General features: G+C 67.9%; 11 protein-coding genes and 1 pseudogene. 7 read left to right on the forward strand and 5 right to left on the reverse strand.

Annotated elements, in window-relative coordinates:
• Positions 1-18 precede the first annotated feature (18 nt).
• The 3 genes from KHF85_RS10295 to KHF85_RS10305 all read left to right on the forward strand — a co-directional run bounded on the left by KHF85_RS10295 (position 19) and on the right by KHF85_RS10305 (position 3,571).
• Positions 19-1,143, forward strand: a complete 1,125-nt coding sequence (locus tag KHF85_RS10295) for a glycosyltransferase family 4 protein (protein ID WP_284566620.1) — start codon at positions 19-21, stop codon at positions 1,141-1,143.
• On the forward strand, positions 1,140-2,246 hold the full coding sequence (locus KHF85_RS10300; protein WP_284566621.1) for a glycosyltransferase family 4 protein: 1,107 nt from the start codon (positions 1,140-1,142) through the stop codon (positions 2,244-2,246). The genes KHF85_RS10295 and KHF85_RS10300 overlap by 4 nt, the downstream gene beginning before the upstream one ends.
• Before the next feature lie 398 nt (positions 2,247-2,644).
• Positions 2,645-3,571, forward strand: coding sequence for an IS110 family RNA-guided transposase (locus tag KHF85_RS10305; protein WP_284566622.1), 927 nt, complete (start codon positions 2,645-2,647; stop codon positions 3,569-3,571).
• An 18-nt stretch (positions 3,572-3,589) separates the two neighbouring features.
• Here KHF85_RS10305 and KHF85_RS10310 read toward each other — a convergent pair whose 3' ends face one another.
• Together KHF85_RS10310 and KHF85_RS10315 are read right to left on the reverse strand one after the other, a co-directional pair.
• Positions 3,590-4,801, reverse strand: a complete 1,212-nt coding sequence (locus KHF85_RS10310) for a nucleotidyltransferase family protein (RefSeq protein ID WP_284566623.1) — start codon at positions 4,799-4,801, stop codon at positions 3,590-3,592.
• A 50-nt stretch (positions 4,802-4,851) separates the two neighbouring features.
• Entirely contained in the window at positions 4,852-6,351 is a 1,500-nt protein-coding gene (locus KHF85_RS10315; protein WP_284566624.1) for a B12-binding domain-containing radical SAM protein, read from the reverse strand.
• A 225-nt stretch (positions 6,352-6,576) separates the two neighbouring features.
• Between KHF85_RS10315 and KHF85_RS10320 the strand changes: the two genes are divergently transcribed.
• Both KHF85_RS10320 and KHF85_RS10325 read left to right on the forward strand, forming a co-directional pair.
• Positions 6,577-7,635, forward strand: a complete 1,059-nt coding sequence (locus KHF85_RS10320) for a phosphoenolpyruvate carboxykinase (ATP) (RefSeq protein WP_284566625.1) — start codon at positions 6,577-6,579, stop codon at positions 7,633-7,635.
• Positions 7,636-7,770: 135 nt separating this feature from the next.
• The gene (locus tag KHF85_RS10325; RefSeq protein ID WP_284566626.1) at positions 7,771-9,522 is read left to right on the forward strand and encodes an ATP-binding cassette domain-containing protein; all 1,752 of its coding nucleotides are present in this window, start codon (positions 7,771-7,773) and stop codon (positions 9,520-9,522) included.
• A gap of 84 nt (positions 9,523-9,606) precedes the next feature.
• On the opposite strand, the pseudogene KHF85_RS20640 reads toward KHF85_RS10325, so the two are convergent.
• Positions 9,607-9,699 (reverse strand): annotated as a pseudogene (locus KHF85_RS20640) (toxin transporter); the annotation flags it as partial.
• A gap of 265 nt (positions 9,700-9,964) precedes the next feature.
• Between KHF85_RS20640 and KHF85_RS10330 the strand changes: the two are divergent.
• Together KHF85_RS10330 and KHF85_RS10335 are read left to right on the forward strand one after the other, a co-directional pair.
• Positions 9,965-10,513, forward strand: a complete 549-nt coding sequence (locus KHF85_RS10330) for an IQ calmodulin-binding motif-containing protein (RefSeq protein WP_284566627.1) — start codon at positions 9,965-9,967, stop codon at positions 10,511-10,513.
• Between the two features lie 171 nt (positions 10,514-10,684).
• Positions 10,685-11,056: a hypothetical protein gene (locus KHF85_RS10335; protein WP_284566628.1), complete on the forward strand. Its 372-nt coding sequence runs from the start codon at positions 10,685-10,687 to the stop codon at positions 11,054-11,056.
• A 222-nt stretch (positions 11,057-11,278) separates the two neighbouring features.
• On the opposite strand, the gene xopAD is transcribed toward KHF85_RS10335, so the two are convergent.
• Both xopAD and KHF85_RS20645 read right to left on the reverse strand, forming a co-directional pair.
• A complete protein-coding gene (xopAD, locus tag KHF85_RS10340; protein ID WP_409976701.1) occupies positions 11,279-16,363 on the reverse strand; it encodes a XopAD/skwp family type III secretion system effector in 5,085 nt (1,694 codons plus the stop codon).
• Positions 16,258-18,915 (reverse strand): hypothetical protein, encoded by a 2,658-nt coding sequence (locus KHF85_RS20645; protein WP_458296511.1) that lies wholly within the window; start codon positions 18,913-18,915, stop codon positions 16,258-16,260. Before KHF85_RS20645 ends, xopAD begins: the two co-directional genes overlap by 106 nt.
• Positions 18,916-19,277: the final 362 nt, after the last annotated feature.

Genomic DNA, 19,277 nt, shown 5'->3' on the forward strand with positions numbered 1-19,277 from the left:
CCTCGCAGCGCAAACCCCATGCACGTCGCCCAGATCAATTTCGTCCGCACGCCGCCGGGACTGGCGCCGGCGCAGGTGTTCGCGCACTGGCCGTCGCTGGCCGACATCGCCGAAGCGGTGGCCAGCGCCGGTACCCGGGTGTCGGTGATCCAGGCCGCGGAGACGTCGGAGCAGTTGCTGCGCAACGGCGTGGAATATCACTTCATCGATCCGGGCGATGCCGGCAGCCGCCGCCGTGCGCGCTGCATCGCCGGCATCGTGCACGCGATCGGCGCCGACGTGGTCCACGTGCACGGCCTGGAATTCGCGCGCGAGGCCTACGCGATGGCGCAGCAGCTGCCGCAGGTACCGATCCTGCTGCAGGACCATGCCAATCGCCCGCCGCGCTGGTGGCGCCGTTCGCAGTGGCGGCAGTGGTATGCGGCCGCGGCGGGAATCGCCTTCACCTCGCTCGATCTGGCGCGCGCGTTCGTGCATGCCGGGCTGTTCGCGCCGTCCATCCGGCTGTTCGCGATTCCCGAATCCAGCTGCCGCTTCACCCCCGGCGATCGCGCCCAGGCGAGGTGTGACAGCGGCCTGCATGGCGCGCCCTGCGTGCTGTGGGTCGGGCACATGAGCGCCGGCAAGGATCCGTTGACTGTGCTCGAAGGCGTGGCCCGCGCCGCCGCGCGGCTGCCTGGATTGCAGTTGTTCTGCGCGTTCGGCAGTGCGCCGTTGCTGGAAGCGGTCCAGCAACGCGTGCAGCAGGATCCGCGGCTGCGCGGGCGCGTGCATCTGCTGGGCAAGGTCGAGCATGCGCAGGTGCAGACGCTGATGCGTGCGGCGGATCTGTTCGTGTCGGGCAGCCTGGCCGAAAGCTGCGGCTACGCCGCACTGGAAGCCTTCGCCTGCGGCACATTGCCGGTGCTGACCGACATCCCGGCGTTCCGCGCGCTCACCGACTGCGGCCGCGTCGGCGAACTGTGGCCGTGCGGCGATGCCGGGCTGCTCGCCGAGGCGCTGGTGCATGCCGCCGCCGAACCGCTGTCGCCAGCCCAGGTCCGCGCCCATTTCGATGCGCAGCTGTCGTTCGCGGCGGTCGGCCGGCGCTGGTCGCGCGCCTATGCGCAGTTGCTGCAGCAAGCCGCGCGGAGCGAGGCATGAAATTGGCGCTGGTGGTGCCGGGCGGGGTCGATCGCAGCGGCGAGTACCGGGTGATCCCGGTGCTGCTGACCCTGATCGAACGCCTGGCGCGCAGCCATGAACTGCATGTGTTCGTGCTGCACCAGGAGCCTGCGCCGGCCTGCTGGGAGTTGCTTGGCGCGCGCATCCACAACATCGGCGACGGCCGCACCCGCCTGCGCGCGGTCGCCGCGATCCGCGCAGAGCATCGCCTGGCGCCGTTCGACCTGGTGCAATCGATCTTCTCCGGTCATTGCAGCCTGATCGCGGTGGCCGCCGCGCGCCTGCTGCGGCGGCCGAGCCTGGTGCACATCGCCGGCGGCGAACTGGTCGCGCTGCATGCCATCGGCTACGGCGGGCGGCGCAAATGGCAGGGGCGGCTGCGCGAAGCGCTGGTGTTGCGGCTGGCCGACGCGGTCACCGCGGCCAGCGCGCCGATCGTCGAGGCGCTGCAGGCGCTGGGCATCGCCGCCGAGCGCGTGCCGCTGGGCGTTGACCTGCGCGCCTGGCCGCCGCGCGCGCCGCGCCGCCGCAATGGCGCCACCGCGCGCTTGCTGCACGTGGCCAGTCTCAACCGGGTCAAGGACCAGCCGACGCTGTTGCGCGCACTGGCGGCGCTGGCGCGCGCGGGGGTCGCGTTCCGCATCGACATCGTTGGCGTGGACACGCTCGACGGCCAGATGCAGCGCCTGGTCGCGCAGCTCGGGCTGTCGCAGCAGGTGCGCTTCCTCGGTTTCAAGACCCAGCGCGAACTGCGCCCGCTGGTGGAGGCCGCCGATCTGCTGGTGTTGTCCTCGCTGCACGAAGCCGGGCCGCTGGTGTTGCTGGAAGCGGCGGTGGCCGGCGTGCCCACGGTCGGCACCGGGGTAGGGCACCTGCTGGAATGGGCGCCATCGGCGGCGTTGGCGGTGCCGACCGGCGACTGGGCCGGCCTGGCCGACGCCCTGCGCCAGGTCCTGGCCGACGACGAACTGCGCCTGCGCCTGGCCTGGTCCGCGCAGTGCCGCGCGGTGCGCGAGGACGCCGAGCACACCGTGCGCAGCTTCAACACGCTGTACCGGCGGCTGTGTCCGCAGAGCGCGTGAGCACGCGGATCCAATGTAGGAGCAACTGTCTTCAGTCGCGACGAGCGCAGCGGCGGGCCTTCCGGCTTCGGACGTTGTCGCGGCTGAAGCCGCTCCTACAGTGCACCCGGCAGGCGGTCCGCAGGCCGTGTAGGAGCGGCTTCAGCCGCGACCCGCGTTACCGATAGATCTTGTCGCGGCTGAAGCCGCTTGTGTCTGGAGATTGCTCTACAGTTTGAGTGGAGAGCGATGTGCGGCACGCCGACAGGCCGTAGTGTTCAAGCACGTGTAGGAGCCAGGGCGGCCGCACATCGACCTCGTTGCCTAGCCCGAACAGTTGAACGAGCGTTCGCTCGAACTTCACAAGCGTGGGCAGCGACGAGGTGGCTCTCTCCTGTCCCCCAGTCTACCTAACGCTTATGCCTCTTTGGATCGGTATCGATGTGGCCAAGGACACCTTGGCCGTCCACGTGCTTCCCCTGGACCAGTTGCTGTCCTTTCCCAATACCGCCCAGGGCCACCAGCGCCTGTGCGACCACCTTGCCTGGCACTGCGTCGGCAACGCGCTGCTGGAGGCCACCGGCGGCTACGAACGGGCGGTGATGACGGCACTGGCCACGGCAGGGATCCCGGTGACCCGGATCAATCCGCGCCGGGCACGCGCTTTCGCCACGGCCTTGGGCACAACCGCCAAGACCGATCCGCTGGATGCGGCCTTGCTGGCGCGCATGGCTCACCTGGTGCAAGCGCCCGCGCCGGCTCCCGATCCCTTGCGTGAGCAACTGCGCATGCTGGTCCAGCGCCGCGAGCAACTGGTCCAGCAACGTGACGACGAGCGCCGTCGCTTGCATCAGGCGACCCTGGCCATGGTGCGCGCGTGCCTGATCGAGCAGATCGGCGACGTGCGCCGCCGTATCCAGCGGATGAACCAGGCGATCAAGCAGGTGCGGTGCCAGCTCGACGATGCGCTGGCGCACGCCCTGGGCACGGTCCCGGGCATCGGCGAGGTCACCACCGCCAGCCTGATGGCCTATCTGCCCGAACTGGGGACGCTGGATCGTCGCCAGATCGCGGCCCTGGTCGGCCTGGCTCCCTACAACGTGGACAGCGGGCAGCACTGCGGCAAACGCCGCATCCGCGGCGGGCGTGCCACGATCCGACGAGTGCTGTACATGGCCTGTTGGAGCGTTGTGCGCACTCAAGCCTCCTTCAAGGAGCGTTATCAACAGTTACGGGCACGCGGCAAGCCCGCCAAGGTCGCCATCACCGCATGCATGCGCGTGCTGCTTATCCGACTCAACGCCATGGCACGAGATCGCACACCATGGCGTGAGGTTATCGGATGAGAAGACAGTTGCTCCTACCTACCCCGCCGCATATCCCTGCAAGGCGCTGCGCACTGCATACAGCGTATCCATGCGCGGCACCGGCCGCAGCAGGCGCAGCAGCACGCGCCGCCGCTGCGGCAGCGCGACCCAGGATTGGCCCTGCAGCCACAGCTGGGTGCGGATCATATCGGCGCGCTCCTGCCGGCTTTCCTGCGAGGGCTGCAGCCGCTGCCGCAGATAGCGCAGCACCTCGCCGAGCGAACGCGCCCACTCGATCCCGGGCAGCGCCGGTAGCCACAGCTGCGAGCACGAGGCGCCGGTCAGGTCCAGCCGCCGCGCGGCCAGCCGCAGCAGCGGCGGACACTGCGCCCGCAACGGCGCCAACACCGCCTTCGGAATCGCCGTAGGGTAGTAGCGCAGCATCAGTTGCAACGGCGGCCACGCCCACCACGGCGCGCCATCGCTGGCCTCGCACAGCACCCGCCAGTCCTTGCCGCTCATCCGCGTGGCCAGCAGCGCGATGTCGTGCAGATGCATCAGGCGCAGGCTGCGGCCGCAGATGCCGCCGGCCGCATGCAGCAGCAGATGGCTCATCAGCGCGCCGTTGGATGGATAGGGATTCAGCCCCGGGCGGCTGTCGTGCGGGAACACCTGCTTGCTGATGTCGACGGTGCTCAGCGGCAGCCGTTCCTGGATGCGCAGATGCAGCTCAATGTTGATCGGCGTGTCGCGATGCTCGCCCAGGCTGGCGACGGGCTGCGCCTGCGCCGGGCGGAAGGTCTGGTGCTTCCACTGTGCGAATTCGGCCACGTAGCCGAGCTCGCCCAGCAGCGCGCCCACCTGTGCGGCGTCTTCGGCGCGCACCAGCAGGTCGATATCGGCCATCGGCCGGTCGCCCGGCAGGTACAGGCCTTGCGCGTGCAAGGCCGCGCCCTTCAGCGGCACGATCGCCACACCGGCGGCCTGCGCCAGTGCGTCGATCCGCTCGAGCAGCGCGGCGATGCGCCGGTAGCGGTGGGCGACGTGCTCGCGCTGTCCGGCCAGGAACGCGCTCCAGTCGCGATCGGGCCACACCGACCGTCGGCTCAGCAACGGCCCGATGCCGTGCGCGGCGGTCGCCGCCGCGGCCAGCTGCCATTGCAGCCGGTTCCACTGCGGCATCGCGTTGCCCGGCCGCGCCAGCTCGCGCGCCAGAGTTTCCGTCGCCAGGCGCAGGCCCTTGCCGACATGCTTCAATGCGGGCTGCACTGCGCGGTCGTCAAGGGGGTTGCTGGAGCAGGGCGCTTGCGCTTGCGCGGTCATTCGCGTTGCGCCAGGGGGATGCCGCGGTCGCAGGCCGTGGTTACCGGCGGCATGGCGGCGTCGCTCCGGTGCCGGCCTTCGCTGGCGATCAGCGCCTGCCATTGCGCATCCAGTGCCGCCCAGTCCTGCGCATAATCCAGCGGTTGCCGCGTGTCCTCGCTGCACTGCAGGTCCACCTGCCGGTGCAGCAGATCGCGCACGCGCCGATAGAACTCCGAGTCGTAGGCGCCACGGAACATCATCGCCAGGTCGTCGCTATCCTGCCAATGGGTCTTGCGGCCAAGCTGGTTCTTCACCTGCTGATAGAACTTGGTGCCGGGCAGTGGGTACGACACGCTGACGCCGATGTCGTCCGGGCGTGCCTTTGCTACCAGCGCACGGGTGGCGAGGATGTCGTCCAGTTGCTCCTCCAGGTAGCCGAGCTGCAGGAAGAAGCCGACGCGGATGCCTTGTACGCCCAGGCGCTGGCGGGCGCCGATCACGTCCTCCACCGCGGTGCCCTTGGTCATCTTGTCGAGGATGCGCTGGCTGCCGCTTTCCGCGCCGATCCACGCTTCCGCGCAACCGGCGCGGGCCAGCGCGGCGGCCATGCGTTCGCTGCCGAGATCGGCGCGGGTCTGGATGGTGAACGGAATCGAGCCATCGGCCGCGGCCAGCAACGCGGCGAATTCTTCCACCCAGTCGATGTGGAAACCGAAGATGTCGTCGGCCATCCAGATATGGTCGGGGGCGAAGGCGCGCTTGAGGTGGATCATTTCCGCGGCCACTTCCGGCGCGCTGCGGCGCTTGTAGTGGTTGCCCCAGATCGGCTTGGCGCACCAGTTGCAGCGGAACGGGCAACCGCGCGAGGCGGCCATGTTCAGGCTGAAATAGCCGTGCCGCTGCAGCCACAGGCGCCGGTAGCGCTCGATATCGACCAGGTCCCAGGCGGCCAGCCCGGACAGGCGCGGGTCCGGCGGCCGCGCGCCGATCTGCGCGCGGTTGAGCTGCGGCCGCGCGGCGGTGGCGATATCGGCCACCACGTCCGCCACCCAGGCCGCGGCATCGAGCTCGGGCGTTTGCTGCAGCCGCTCGACCAGTTCCAGCAGCGCGGCGATGCCTTCGCCGATCAGCACCGCGTGCGCGCCGGCGGCCAGGAACGCTTCGGGATGGTCGGACGCGTCGGAGCCGGCCACGATCACCCGGCTGCCGGCGGCGCGCGCCTCGGCGATCATCCGGCAGGCGGCCTCGCGCATCCGGCTCAGGCACATCTTGGTCAGGAAATTGAAGTTGTCCTCGTAGAACACCACCAGGTCCGGCTGCGCGGCGCGCAGCGAGGCCTGGTAGTCCTCCACGCCGTCGGCCAGCATCGCGTCGAACAGCGTCACCGTGTGCCCGTGCCGGCGCAGCAGTGTTGCCACCTGCAGCGTGGCCAGCGGCGGATACGGCTTGCCGCGCTCCCATTGCTTGGGATCGTAGCGCAGGAAATAGGAATGGCTGACCTGGATCTTTGGCATCGGCGGAAGGGTCTCGTTCGGCGCCGGCAACGAATGCCGCGGCGCATGCAGCAGTGGCCGCGCACAGGTGGCGGTGCTGTAAGTGCCGCCAGCGTCGTGTTTGGTTGTGCGCGCTGCACCGGCGCAGCGGCGTGCGCGGCCGACAGTGCAATGCGGCGCCTGGCGCGCAACCTTTGCCGCCGCTGCGCGCACTCACGCGCATCGACCCCCATGGATCCAATCCCGATGCCGCTCTCGACCGTGCGCACGCAACGCTGGGCGCCTGTGGCCAGCCCCGGCGCCACGCACGCTGGCGTGGCCGCCGATCCGTTCCACGAGCGGCGGCGGCGCGACCATGTCCTCAGCAAGCAGCTGCTGGGCTGTCGCTTCCACTTCGAAAGCAACAGCGAGGCCTTGCTGCAGCTGGTCGAAGCGGCATTCGGCGGGGTGCCGGCGCACCAACTTCCCGATGCCGCCGAGCTTCGCATCGAACTGAACCTGGTCGCGCGCAACGACGCGCCCTATGTGTTCGCGCTGGAGCCGCCGCCGGTGCGCACGCATGCGGGGGCCGGCGTGTTGTGCGGCGTCATCGACGCCGACAACTACATGGTGCTGTCGCCGGAGCAGGGCAGGGCGCTGCTGGTGGTGTCGGAAGACATGCTCGCCCATCCCTACCATGTGCGCTACGAACTGATCGAGTTCGCGGTGTTCGTGCTGGCGGCGCGCGCGATGCGCCTGGTGCCGCTGCACGGCGCCTGTGTCGGCGCCGGCGGGCGCGGCGTGCTGCTGCTCGGCGCCAGCGGTGCGGGAAAGTCCACGCTGGCCCTGCACAGCCTGCTGCGCGGCCTGCAGTTCCTCGCCGAGGATGCGTTGTTCGTCGAGCCGCAGCGCATGCTCGCCACCGGGATCGGCAACTTCCTGCACCTGCGGCCGGATCTGCTGCGGCTGGTCGATGCGCCGACGCACGCCTGGATCGCCACCGCGCCGACGATCCGGCGCCGCAGCGGCGTGGCCAAGCACGAAGTCGATATTCGCCACGGCCGCGCCTGCCTTGCGCCTGCGCCGTTGCAGCTGGCCGCGGCGGTGTTCGTGTCCAGCACGGCCGCCGCGGATCCGCAGCAGCTGTTGCGGCCCATCGCCGAACACGCGCTGCTCGAACGCCTGAGCGCCGACCAGCCGTACGCCGCCGCGCAACCGGGATGGCCGCTGTTCGCGCGCCAACTGCAGCGTTTGGGCGTGCACGAACTGCAGCGCGGTGCGGATCCGGATGCCTCGGTCGATGCCTTGCTGCAGTTGCTGCGATGAGCGCGGCGGCGAAGAGCGGAGGCGTGCCATGAGCATGGCCTCGCGCACAGGCGAGGGCCGCCGCCGCGTCGCCACGCGGCCGCCGCCGCCAGCCGTGGCATCCAGTGGACAGCCGGCATTCCCAGGCGGCCACCGGTGAGCGCGCACGACACCACCGCGCCCGACCCGGCACAGCCGCTGCTGCACGCCTTCAGCGCTACCCTGGAGCGTGGCGAGCGGTTGCGCATCTGTCTGTACGTCGTGCTGTCGTTGCTGTGCGCGCTGGCCGGCGTCGTCGCCACGGTCGCCCTGGTGCCGCTGGTGCAACCCGGGCATGCGCTGACGCTCGGTGGCCACGTCCTGGCGCTGCCCGACGGCGTCCTTGCCCAGGCGGCGATCTTCGTCGTCGCCAGTGCCGGCTTCGCCCTGCTGCGCTGGGCGGGCGCGCGGCTGGCCGCAAGCCTGGCCAGCGGCCATGCGCTGCGCCTGCGCCGCCAGGTGCACGCGCGCCTGCTCGCCGCGCCGCTGCCGGCGCTCGCCGGCGCCAGCTCGGCGGAAATCGCCAACGTGCTCACCTACAACATCGAGATCATCGTCCAGGGCTTCAGCGCATTGCTGCAGTTGCTGGTGGCGGCCATCACCGCCGGCGTCAGCCTGTGCATCGCCTTTCTGGTGTCGCCGGCCCTGGTGCTGGCGCTGCCGCCGCTGCTGGGCCTGGCCGTGCTCGCGTTCCGCATCTCCGGCCAGGAACAGGCGCGGGTGAGCCGCCAGTACGTGGCCGACATGACCCGGCTGTTCTGGCTCAGCGAGGATTTCCCGCGGCGCCTGCGCCACGTGCGTTCGTTCGAACGCGAAGACCTGGAGAAAGGCGGCTACGACGCGATCTCCAGCCGGCTCAGCCATGGGTACTGGCGGCAGCAGGCACTGGTCGCCTCGGGCCGGCTGCTGCTCGAACTCAGCGCGGTCGCCGCCATCGCCGCGATCATGCTGTTGGCCGGCCTGTGGCATGGCATCGACCGCGCCGCGCTGATCACCGTGGGCCTGTTGCTGGGACGGCTGCTGCCGTACCTGGTCTCGACCCGGCAAAGCTTCCAGCAACTGCGTTCGGCGGCACCGGCGCTGGAGCTATGGCAACACTATGTGGAGCTGGGGACGGCGAGGGCGCTGCCGGCACCGCCGCACGCGGCCGCGCCCATGCATGGCCCGCTGCGGATCCACAGCATCGGCCTGGCGCCGCCGCTGGCCGCGCTCGCGATCGGCGAACTGATCCTGGCGCCCGGCAGCATGACCCTGATCTGCGGACATTCCGGCGCCGGCAAGAGCAGCCTGATGGACGTGCTCGCCGGCATGGTCGAACCGCGCGTGTTCGCGGCGCAGTGCGATGGACAAACCCTGGATTTCGCGGCATACCGCGCCCTGGTCCGGCACGGCGCCTATGTCGGCCAGAGCGTGCGTCCCTGGCAGCACACGGTGCGCGACTGCCTGGCCTGGGCCGAGCCGGGCGCCAGCGCCGCGGCGATGTGGCAGGCGCTGCGCGACGTCGGCCTGGCCGCACGCCTGCACGACGGCGCGCAAGGCCTGGACACGACCCTGAGCGGCGCCGCCGCCAAACTCTCCGGTGGCGAACTGCAGCGCCTGCTGCTGGCGCAGGTGATCCTCAGGCAACCGCGGATCGCCCTGCTGGACGAAGCCACCAGCGCGCTCGACGCGGTCTCGGAAAAGCAGGTGCTGGCGACGCTGCGCCAGCGCCTGCCGCGCACCGCGCTGGTCGTGGTGTCGCACCGGACCAGCCTGTCCAGCGTGGCCGACCGCTGCCTGCACCTGGCGCGCCCGGCATCGGCACCGTTGCCGACGGCGCAGCACCCCCACTGCCCGGCAGCGCCTGCGGGCGCGGTCCGCGATGGCTAGCCTCGTTGCCGACGCAACGGCCCGTTTGCTGCCGAGCTTGCCGCGATCGGTCGGGTTTGGTGAAGCAGGATGTGCGGCTTCTTGTAGCGTGTGCGCCAAGACGATTCGCTGCTTCTGGCCGCCGGAAAGCGAGGAGTCCATGTCGCCGATCAGCATGTAGTAGCCGGTGTCTGAGGCGCAACGAAACTGAAAGTGCAGCTAAGATTGGCGCCAAGCGTAAACTGGGCTATTGGTTCAGTTGCGCTTCAGACCACTAATACCGGGGCGGTTCATTTCCGAGATTAGATGAACAATGACAAAGATCGCATCTAGCAGGTGGCAGTCTGCCAGCTCTTCCGATCACGTAGTTTCCGACTCGGTTCCTGACGATCCATCGAATCGTGCGTGTCCGTCGGCACAACCTGTATGGGAAGGCTTGCCGAGCCGGCCTGCCGCCGGATGTTTGAAAAAGGCAGCTGTCAAGCTGCAGGCAGCGACACGCGGCCACCAGGTGCGCCAGCAGGTCCAGATCGCCAGCCAAAGCCATGGCGTTGTCTCCACGACGATCCGTGCTCCCCGTCATCCGCTGTCGTTGTCTGTCGCACCGGGAACGTTCGTGTCAGATATCCAGCAGCACCTGCAGACAGCCGCGACGTTCACCCGGGTATCGGTGTCGGGTGGGACGCTTGACATCCATGGGACGCGCGATGACGAAGGCGTGCGTGCACCCCAAGAACTGGCACAGAGCGCCGCCCCGGGCGCTGCCGTAATAAACGGCGGCTATTTCGTCCACAAGGCCGGCTTGCAAACAGGATGCGGCGAGACCATCGACAGTCTCGGTTGTCCGGTAGGACAAGTGGCCGGCCGCCGGGATTTCATTCCGGTGCCAGGCCCTTGGGGGTCTGACTACGCCACGATCACGGCCAATGATGAACCCATATTAAGCAGCGCACCTCTATTGGCGCTCGACGGAAGGTCTCGGCCGATCGAGGACGCAGACAGGTTTCGCTAACGCATCGATGGCAAGGACAACCCGCTCAATCGGCTCGCAGGCGCACTGACGCATTGCAGTGATGCCAATGAGCGCTCTGCTGTCAGCCTGGTGCCCACCCACTTGTCCGCAGCCATTAAAGTGGTCCTGCAAACATTGACAACGGGCGGAAACCGGAAGGCTGGCGCTACCATGGCCCAATGGCAAACCATCACTGCGCTCGGGGCGCAAAGTGTGGCCGACGCATTGCGGCCGGGGCATGAGGGTGCTGGCGCGTCGTCATTGAATCTCGACGGCGGCGGCTCCGTCTTTCTTGGCATTCGGCAAATCAGTGGCGTCAAGATATTAGCGCGCGGCGGATTGCCGGACCAACCCGTGCGGCCGCTTGCTAACGTGATGGCGTCCGAAGCTGGTGTCGCTGGTCCCGTGCTTGGTATCCGCGACCATACCGCCCATAGCTTCGGGTCTTCTACCATCACAGAGCCGGTAGGAATCCGTGGTCAATGCCGTTCGCCGCCGTACTCAGCCAGAAAGGCCGACAGCGACATCCCGGATTGGAAATGAACACGGTTCATTGCCATGAACTGACTTCTGCACGAGTGATGTGCCGTGAATATGCAGGCTGGCTGGCTCACAGGCTATCACCGGGCTGAAGGAGAGTGCTGATCAGGCAAGATCATGCGGGATATGGCCGGAGAAATCGCTGCGTTTGCACGAATCCCGGCCGCCCCTGCAACAGGGCCTACGACGATCAGCAGCCCTCACTGGTGCTTGACATACGCCGCGTCAAGGGCTGGACTCTTCCCAATCCTCGATCTCCTCGCACCCTGGCGGCGAAGCCACGCGACTGAAAGCCGCTAGCGCAGGCGCCTCCAGTTCGTGCTTCTCGGCCGGTGAAGCGCCGCCGAGCTTCAGCGCAAATGAGCGCTTGTAAAGGTCATGGAATTGCTCCTTGAGTTGGAAGGTGTGCGGGGTGTGGAACTGGATTTCCCAGAGCGCGCCTTCCGGGCTTCGCAAGGTGACATTGACCGCCTTGAAGGTCTGCCGGTACGTGCTGAAGTGGTTGTTCAGCTTGACCCGTACATGCCCCTGATCGTCCAGTGCGGCCAGCACACCGCGCAGGCCGGCGGTGAAATCCTGCGGTTCCAGTACCACGCTGTAGCGCAGCGCGTCGTTCACGCCGGCCACGGCTTCTTCCAGGGTCTGCTTTTTCAACGCAATGCGCTGTTCGAGCTTTGCCAGCAGCGAGCCGTGCGACTTCAGTTGATGCTGTGTTCCCTCCAGTCGCCCGCCATGAGGTGCGGCGACGCGCCTCAGCATGTCGGTGACCTTGGGTTCCATTTCGCGTGCACGGGTCAGCAAGGCCTGCGCCTGCAGCGCCATGTCCTCGCGCCGAACCTCACGCAGACGCGTTGCCGGCGGCGGCGGCGGGGCGATCAGGCCTGCCTGCTGTAGCGCGCCAAGCGCGTCTTCCATGACACCCGCGGCCATCGACGGCATGCGCTGCAGCAGTCCCTTGGTCCGTTCGGGATCGAAGCGACCGTCGTGCATTGCGCGGGCGGTCGCCTTGCCGTACGGCACGATCGACACGCGCTCGGCGAACGCCCGCTCGGATCGTTCGCACGCCTCCACGATCTTGGCGAACAGCGCCGTGCCGGTGTCGGACTTCAGTGCATCGGTGCCGACCTTGATCGCGATGGTGAAAAGGTTGCGAATGCTCAGTTCAGGTTCATCCTTGACCAGCCCCGGTTGCCCGTTCGGGAACTGCGCGTGCGATAGCCGGCACACCGGGTAGTTGTCGAGGATGGCGTGGATGCGCGCCTCTACGCCAGGCGCGGCCTCGTAGGCCTGGGCAAGCTGCGGAAACGCCTCGGCCAATGCGTCGGGCAGACGCGGCGCGTCGCTGCTGGCGGCCGAACCCGGCTCGAGCCCAGCCAGCTGCGCGTACAGCAACTCGGCGGCTTCGCGCGCCTCGGGCATATGGGCGCGTCCGATCGCTTCCTGCGCCTGGGTGCGTAGTTCCGCCAATATCTGCGGATCGCGGGCGTCGTCTTCGAGCATCTCGCGCAAGCCGTTGCGCAGGTCGCGCTCGATGCCATCGTAGGTGCCGAACATCATGCTGCGCGCCATCGCCTCGCGCAGCTCGTCGGGCTGCGCCATGAAGCGCGACGCCAGGGTCGCGGCCGCGCTTGTGATGTGCTGCCCGCGTTTGAAGGAGATGATCTCCGACAGCCGCCCGGCCTGGTAGTGGCCAGTGACGGGGTCGACGGCCGGCGTGGCCGTCTTCGGTGGCTTGAAGGACTGCTGCCGACCGAGCCTCACCTCGCGCTCGGCCATCACCCGCGAAATCAGCGCGGCCAGCTTGGGGTAGCCTGCGTACACGAAGGCGTCGTCCCCGTCGGTATCCATGTTGCGCTTGCGCAACTCGGCGATCGGCAGTGCGCCCAGACGCCCGGGCTCCGCGATGTCCTTGAGCCGCAGGCTGCCGGTGCTGCGCATGTCGCGCGGCAAGGCATTGCGGTCGCGGCCGGTGGTCCAGCTCGACAGCGTCTTGAGATCCTCCTTGGAGCAGACCAGATCCTTGTTGGCGAAATCGGCCGGCCAGTTGGTCTTCGGCACCACGATGAGCATGCCCTTGCTGTGCAGCATCTGGGGGTCGTCGCCCGATCCGTCGTCGAAGCCGGTGTAGCTGTACTGGATGCCGAACGACTGCGAGAGGAACTCGGCGGTGGCGTCGCCCTGCGCCACGGTCGCGACGCGCTCCTCCGGCACCGGCAGCAGGTTCTCCTTGTCGTAGGGCGGCTTGCCGAGCAGCAAGGGACCGCCTGCGGCGTCGAAGGCCTGGCTGCGCTGCCGCGGCAGGTGCACCTTGTCATCGGCGGACGGCACCGCCTTGACTCTCTGGCCCTGGTAGCCGCCGCCGACGGCAAGCTTGTACGTCGAGAGGAGTTCACCCGATCCAGGCGGCAGCGCCTTCAGCCGCTGCTGCATCGCCTCGCGCGCCTCCTGCAATGCCGCCTCGTCGCGCGGAAAGTGCTGCAGCGCCTGCGCTGGCATCATCGAAGGACCCTTGTACACGGCCAGAAGCTCGCGCTGCTCCTGGCTGGCCTGGCCGGCCTGCGCCGCTTGCCAGGCGTCGTAACGCTTGCGGAAGGCAGGGATGCACAAGGCCACCTCCAACTTCAGAAAGCCGCAGCCATCGTTGGGGCATAGCGCCAGCGGGCTCCCATCCGATGCCAACGGCTTGAACGGGTGCGCAGGGCCTTCGACGTCATCGAAAAAGCCCAGGCGCAACGTGCCCTCGACGACATGGTCGCTCGGGACCATCTCCAGCAGCGAGCGCTGCATGCGCGACCAGTCCTCACGTTGCGGGGCGAGCTTGGCTGCGAGTTGCATCAGGCTGCTGCCCGGGACGGTGTCGGCATAACGGAACGCCGGCAACAGCGAGGTCTTTTCAGGTCGGCTTGGCAGCGACAGGCCGTTGCTGGCAGATTTTTTGCCATCGGCGCGGCTGCCGCCGAACATGTCGAAGCGCCATGGCTCATCCTGATAGTTGAACGTACGCGCCAGCATGAACGTCGAAATCGCCCCCGGCAGCTGGACTTCTACCAGCGGCAGGCCGGTCAGACGCGCGAACAGCGAGTACGGCTTGTCCGCTTCGGCCAGATTGTTCGAGATTTCCTTGCCCCGCATGTCGACCACGACATGCGTCGTGCTGCCCGTGCCGGTGACGGGGGCGGCAGGCTGGCCCGGAGCTGAGCGCATGCTCAAGCGCCCGCTGTCCAGGTCGAAGCTGCTCGGTGGATGGGCCTGCGCAATCTTCGCCGACTCCTTCGCCATGCGCAGGTCCAGCGTGTCAAACACCTGGTCACCGGCCTCGATCTGCGCGATCAAGTTCCAGCTCATCTCGCCCAGGTCCGCCTCGATGGCCTCGCGGGTCCGCTCCAGCGTCCGCTCTACCCATGTCGTCAATTGCTCGCGGCGCTGCTGCACTTGCTTGCGTGAGCCTTCGACATGGCGCGTCTTCCATTGCCCGGAGACCACGCCATAGGCCTTGAGCACCTGGAAGAAGGACAACGCCGGGCATCGCGTTGCGTGCTGTTCGGTGTCGGCCGAAGCCTGCGCGCCAGCGCCGCCCAAGTACAAGTCGATCTTGCGCTCGGCAATGGGCTGCAACGCGTTGAACACGCGCAATGCGCGTCTGCGATGGCGCGGGGTCAGCTCCGGGTTGCGGATCACTGGCAACAGTCCCATGCATAGGCTGCCGAGACCCTCAAGGTTGGTTTCACGTAATCCGTCATCCTGCGCGAGCGCCGAAACCCGCTGCAGTGCTGGCCCTGCCAGCGGACGCATCTGGCGATGCAGTTGCGCCGATGAAAGGGCCTTGAAGAGCACCCCGATCTCTCCGGCGGAGGCTGCCTCAAAACGTTCGCGGTGCAGCTCCAGGTGCCCGGCGATCGCCTGCAGTTTGGCGCCACCCAGTGTTTGCAACTGTTCATCGTCCAAGTGCCGCAGGCGGGACATCGCGTTGGCCACCATGACCAGCCCACGCATATCGAACTGCTGCCACGGCAACGTGGCCGAGCCGGCGTATTCGGCGAGCAGCACCGCTGCTGTTTGACACGCCGGCCTTTCGAGGCCTTTGCTCAGTGCATTGAGTGACACGGCCACGTCTCGCGCCTGCATGGCGTGGCGCAGGTCGTGGTCCTCCGTCAGCCTGTCGGCCAGCACGTCGTTCGCACGTCCGGGCCATTTGCTCAGCGCGTTGAGTGCTTGGGCCAGGTCGATAGGGCGCAGGGCGTTACGCAAAACGCGCTCGTCGGCTAGCCGCCAGGCCAAGGCGTCAGCGGCGGCCTTGTTGCACTCCACGTCGGGCCATTTGCTCAAGGCGTTGAGCGCGTTGGCCACGCCTTGCGGGTCGAGGTCGTTGCACAACCCGGGATCGTCGGCCAGGCGCGCGGCCAGCGCATTGCCTGCAGCCTTGCAGTCGGGCGCGTCGGGCCATTTGCTCAGGGCGTTGAGCGCGCTGGCCACGCCTTGCGGGTCGAGGTCGTTGCACAACCCGGGATCGTCGGCCAGGCGCGCGGCCAGCGCATTGCCTGCAGCCTTGCAGTCGGGCGCGTCGGGCCATTTGCTCAGGGCGTTGAGCGCGTTGGCCACGCCTTGCGGGTCGAGGTCGTTGCACAACCCGGGATCGTCGGCCAGGCGCGCGGCCAGCGCATTGGCGGCAGCCTTGCACTCAGGCGCGTCGGGCCATTTGCTCAAGGCGTTGAGCACGCTGGCCACGCCTTGCGGGTCGAGGTCGTTGCACAACTTGGGATCGCCGGCCAGTCGCGAGGCCAGCGCATTGGCGGCATCCTTGCACCCAGGCGTGTCGGGCCATTTGCTCAGGGCGTTCAACACGTTGGCCACGCATTGAGGCGCGAGGCCGTTGCACAGGTCGCGATCATTGGCCAGTCGCGAAGCCAGCGCAGTGGCGGCATTCTTGCAGTCGGGCGCGTCGGGCCATTTGCTCAGGGCATTGAGTACGTTGGCCACACCTTGCGGGTCGAGGGCGTTGCACAACCCAGGATCGTCGGCCAAGCGCGCGGCCAGTGCCTCGACGCCGGCAACGCAGCGCGGTACGTCAGGCCATTTGCTCAAGGCGTTGAGCACGTTGGCCATGTGTCGCCCTTCGAGGGCGTTGCACAACCTGTGATCGTCGGCCAGTCGCGAGGCCAGTGCCTTGACCGCTGCAGCGCAGAGCGCGCTGGCAGGCCATTTGCTCAGGGCGTTGAGCGTATATTGGCCACGCCTTGCGCATCCAGCGCCTGGCGCAAACCAGGCGCGTTCGCCAACCGCGCCGCCAGCGCACTGGCGGCGTCCGCACAGACCCGCGTGCCGGGCCATTTGCTCAGCGCATTCAGGGCCATCCCCACTTCTTGCGGTTCGAGCGCGTCGCACAACCCGGGAGCGTTGGCCAAGCGTGCGGCCAGTGCCTCGACGGCGGCAGCGCAGCGCGATAGGTCAGGCCATTTGCTCAAGGCGTTCAGCGCGTTGGCCACGCCTTGCGGCGTGAGGGCGTTGCACAACCCGGGATCGTCAGCCAGCCGCCAGGCCAGTGCCTTGACCGCTGCAGCGCAGAGCGCGCTGGCGGGCCATTTGCTCAGGGCGTTGAGCGCATTGGCCACGCCTTGCGGATCCAGCGCCTGGCACAAACCAGGCGCGTTCGCCAACCGCGACGCCAGCGCATTGGCCGCGTCCGCACAGACCTGCGTGCCAGGCCATTTGCTCAGGGCGTTCAACGCAATGGCCACTTCTGGCGGTTCCAGCGCGCCGCACAACCCGGCATCGTTGGCCAGGCGTGAGGCCAGTGCCTCGACGCCGGCAGCGCAGCGCAGTACGTCAGGCCATTTGCTCAAGGCGTTGAGCGCGTTGGCCATGTGTTGCCCTTCGAAGGCGTCGCACAACCCGGGATCGTCGGACAGTCGCGCCGCCAGTGTCGCGACCGCGGCAGCGCAGAGAGGGGTGTCGGGCCATTTGCTCAGAGCGTTGAGCGCGTTGGTCAGGCCTTGCGGATCGAGGGCGTTGCACAACTTGGGATCGTCCGCCAGTCGCGCGGCCAGCGCTTCCGCGGCGGTGGCGCACACGGGCGTTTCGTGCCATTTGCTCAGGGCGTTCAACACGTGGTCCACGTCCAGCGCGTTGAGGGCATTGCGCAAATCGCGCTCGTTGACCAGCCGCGCGGCCAATGCGTTGGCGGCATCCTTGCAGGCCTGCGTGTCGGACCATTTGCTCAAGGCGTTGAGCCCCTTGGCCACGCCTCGCGCGTCGAGGTCGCCGCACACCCGGGGCTCGTTCACCAATCGGGATGCCACCGTGCTGGCGGCATCGGCACAGACCGGTATGCCGGGCCATTTGCTCAGGGCATTCAGGATGATGCCCAGTTCCTGCTGTTTGAGGGCGTCGCACAACCCGGGATCGTCGGCCAGTCGCGCCGCCAGCGCCTCCGCGGCGGCGGCGCACACCGGCGTGCCGGACCATTTGCTCAGGGCGTTCAGCGCAATGGCCATGCCTTGCGGTTCGAGGCCGTCGCACAACCCGGGATCGTCGGCCAAGCGTGAGGCCAGTGCCTCGACGGCGGCAGCGCAGAGCAATATGGCGGGCCATTTGCTCAAGGCGTTGAGCGCGTTGGCCATGTGTTGCCCTTCGAAGGCGTCGCGCAACCCGGGCTCGTCGGCCAGTCGCCAGGCCAGTGCGTTGGCGGCATCCTGGCAGTCGGGCGTATCGGGCCATTTGCTCAGGGCGTTGAGCGCGTTGGCCACACCTTGCGCGTTAAGGGTATTGCGCAACCCGGGCTCGTCGGCTAGCCGCACCGCCAGCGCCTCCGCGGCGGCGGCGCACACCGGCGTGTCTGGCCATTTGCTCAAAGCGTTGAGCACGCTGGTCACGCCTTGCGCGTTGAGGCAGTTGCACAGATCGCGATCATTGGCCAATCGCGCGGCCAGCGCGCTGGCGGGCACCGCGCAGACCTGTGTGTCGGGCCATTTGCTCAGGGCGTTCAACACCTGGACCACGCTTTGCGGCTCGAGGCGGTTGCGTAACGTGCCATCATTGGTCAATCGCGAGGCCAGCACGCTGGCGGCCGCCGCGCAGTGAGGCGCGTCAGGCCATTTGCTCAGGGCATTTAACGTGTTTCCGACTTCTTGCGGTTTGAAGGCGTTGCACACGCCGCGCTCGGTGGCCAGGCGCAAGGCCAACGCGCTGGCGGCGGCTGCGCACAGCTTCGCGTCGGGCCATTTGCTCAGGGCGTTGAGCGTGTTTGCAATGCTCTGTGCATCCATCGCATGACGCAGGTGGCCGTTGCTGGCGAGCAGCCCGGCAAGCGAGTGCGCCATGGACTGGCAGTCGGGGTTGTCGGACCACTTGCTGAAGGCATTGAGGACCAGGCCGATGTCCTTCGCGTCCATGGACTGCCGGGCCTTGTGCTCACGTTGCAGGTGACGTGCCAGACGCGCCACCGCGCGTTCGCACCTGCCGCTGTCGGTGTTCTTGGCGAAGGCGTTCAGGAGGAGGGTTGACGGGGGGCCATCCAGCCCCAACGGAGCATCGGCCTGGATCACCTCTCCAGCGAGCCACGCGATTGCATCCATGCACGCCGTTTGGTGCGGGTGCTTGCTCAGCTTGTTGGCCACATGGGCAAGCTGTTTCAGCGATGCACCGTCGAACCACCCGGTCTTGTAGAGATACTGCGCCGCAAGTTCGGTGCAACGATCGAGATCGCGGTGTGTCAGGCCAGGCCCTATGGACCGCCTTGCATTGGCAATCATCTGAAGATATTTGTCGAGCAAATGCGCATTGACTTGCGCGTGGGCGTTCTCATCCAGGAAGGGCAGGGCCAGCTTGCAGCTCATGCGGCGCGCCAGTACGTTGTCCTGCGTCATGGAGACGCTCAGGCGCGCGTTGTGCGTCTGCGCCAACCGGTTGGGCGCACTCAACTGCCGCCGATAGCGCTCTCGCTCTGCCTGCAGCTGTTCTTTTTCCGCCGAGTCGAGCTGATGTTCGGCCAGGCGAAGCTCGGCCGGCGTCAACTCCACGCCATGCAGTGGCCGCTTTTGCTGCCGATACGGCTCTTGCTGCTCGCGCGGTCGTTTTCCGCCCGCCCGGTCGGACCTTTGTTCGGTCAGGCGACGATCTGCCGGCGCCTGTACACCATGCCTTGGGCGTTGTGGCAGACGCTGCGAGGACGAGGAAGCCGGCATTCTGTCCGGGCGTCGCTCGGCAGCGATACCGCGTCGGTCGCCGG

Source organism: Xanthomonas graminis pv. graminis, assembly GCF_030168915.1.
GTDB classification, from domain to species: domain Bacteria; phylum Pseudomonadota; class Gammaproteobacteria; order Xanthomonadales; family Xanthomonadaceae; genus Xanthomonas_A; species Xanthomonas_A translucens.

What these genes read in the sequence shown, in the direction of transcription:
- KHF85_RS10295 (WP_284566620.1), top strand. Translation starts at nt 19, where the DNA reads ATGCACGTCGCCCAGATCAATTTCGTCCGCACGCCGCCGGGACTGGCG.
- KHF85_RS10335 (WP_284566628.1), top strand. Translation starts at nt 10,685, where the DNA reads ATGGCCCAATGGCAAACCATCACTGCGCTCGGGGCGCAAAGTGTGGCC.
- KHF85_RS10315 (WP_284566624.1), bottom strand. Translation starts at nt 6,351, where the DNA reads ATGCCAAAGATCCAGGTCAGCCATTCCTATTTCCTGCGCTACGATCCC.
- KHF85_RS20645 (WP_458296511.1), bottom strand. Translation starts at nt 18,915, where the DNA reads ATGACGCAGGACAACGTACTGGCGCGCCGCATGAGCTGCAAGCTGGCC.
- KHF85_RS10305 (WP_284566622.1), top strand. Translation starts at nt 2,645, where the DNA reads ATGCCTCTTTGGATCGGTATCGATGTGGCCAAGGACACCTTGGCCGTC.
- KHF85_RS10300 (WP_284566621.1), top strand. Translation starts at nt 1,140, where the DNA reads ATGAAATTGGCGCTGGTGGTGCCGGGCGGGGTCGATCGCAGCGGCGAG.
- KHF85_RS10320 (WP_284566625.1), top strand. Translation starts at nt 6,577, where the DNA reads ATGCCGCTCTCGACCGTGCGCACGCAACGCTGGGCGCCTGTGGCCAGC.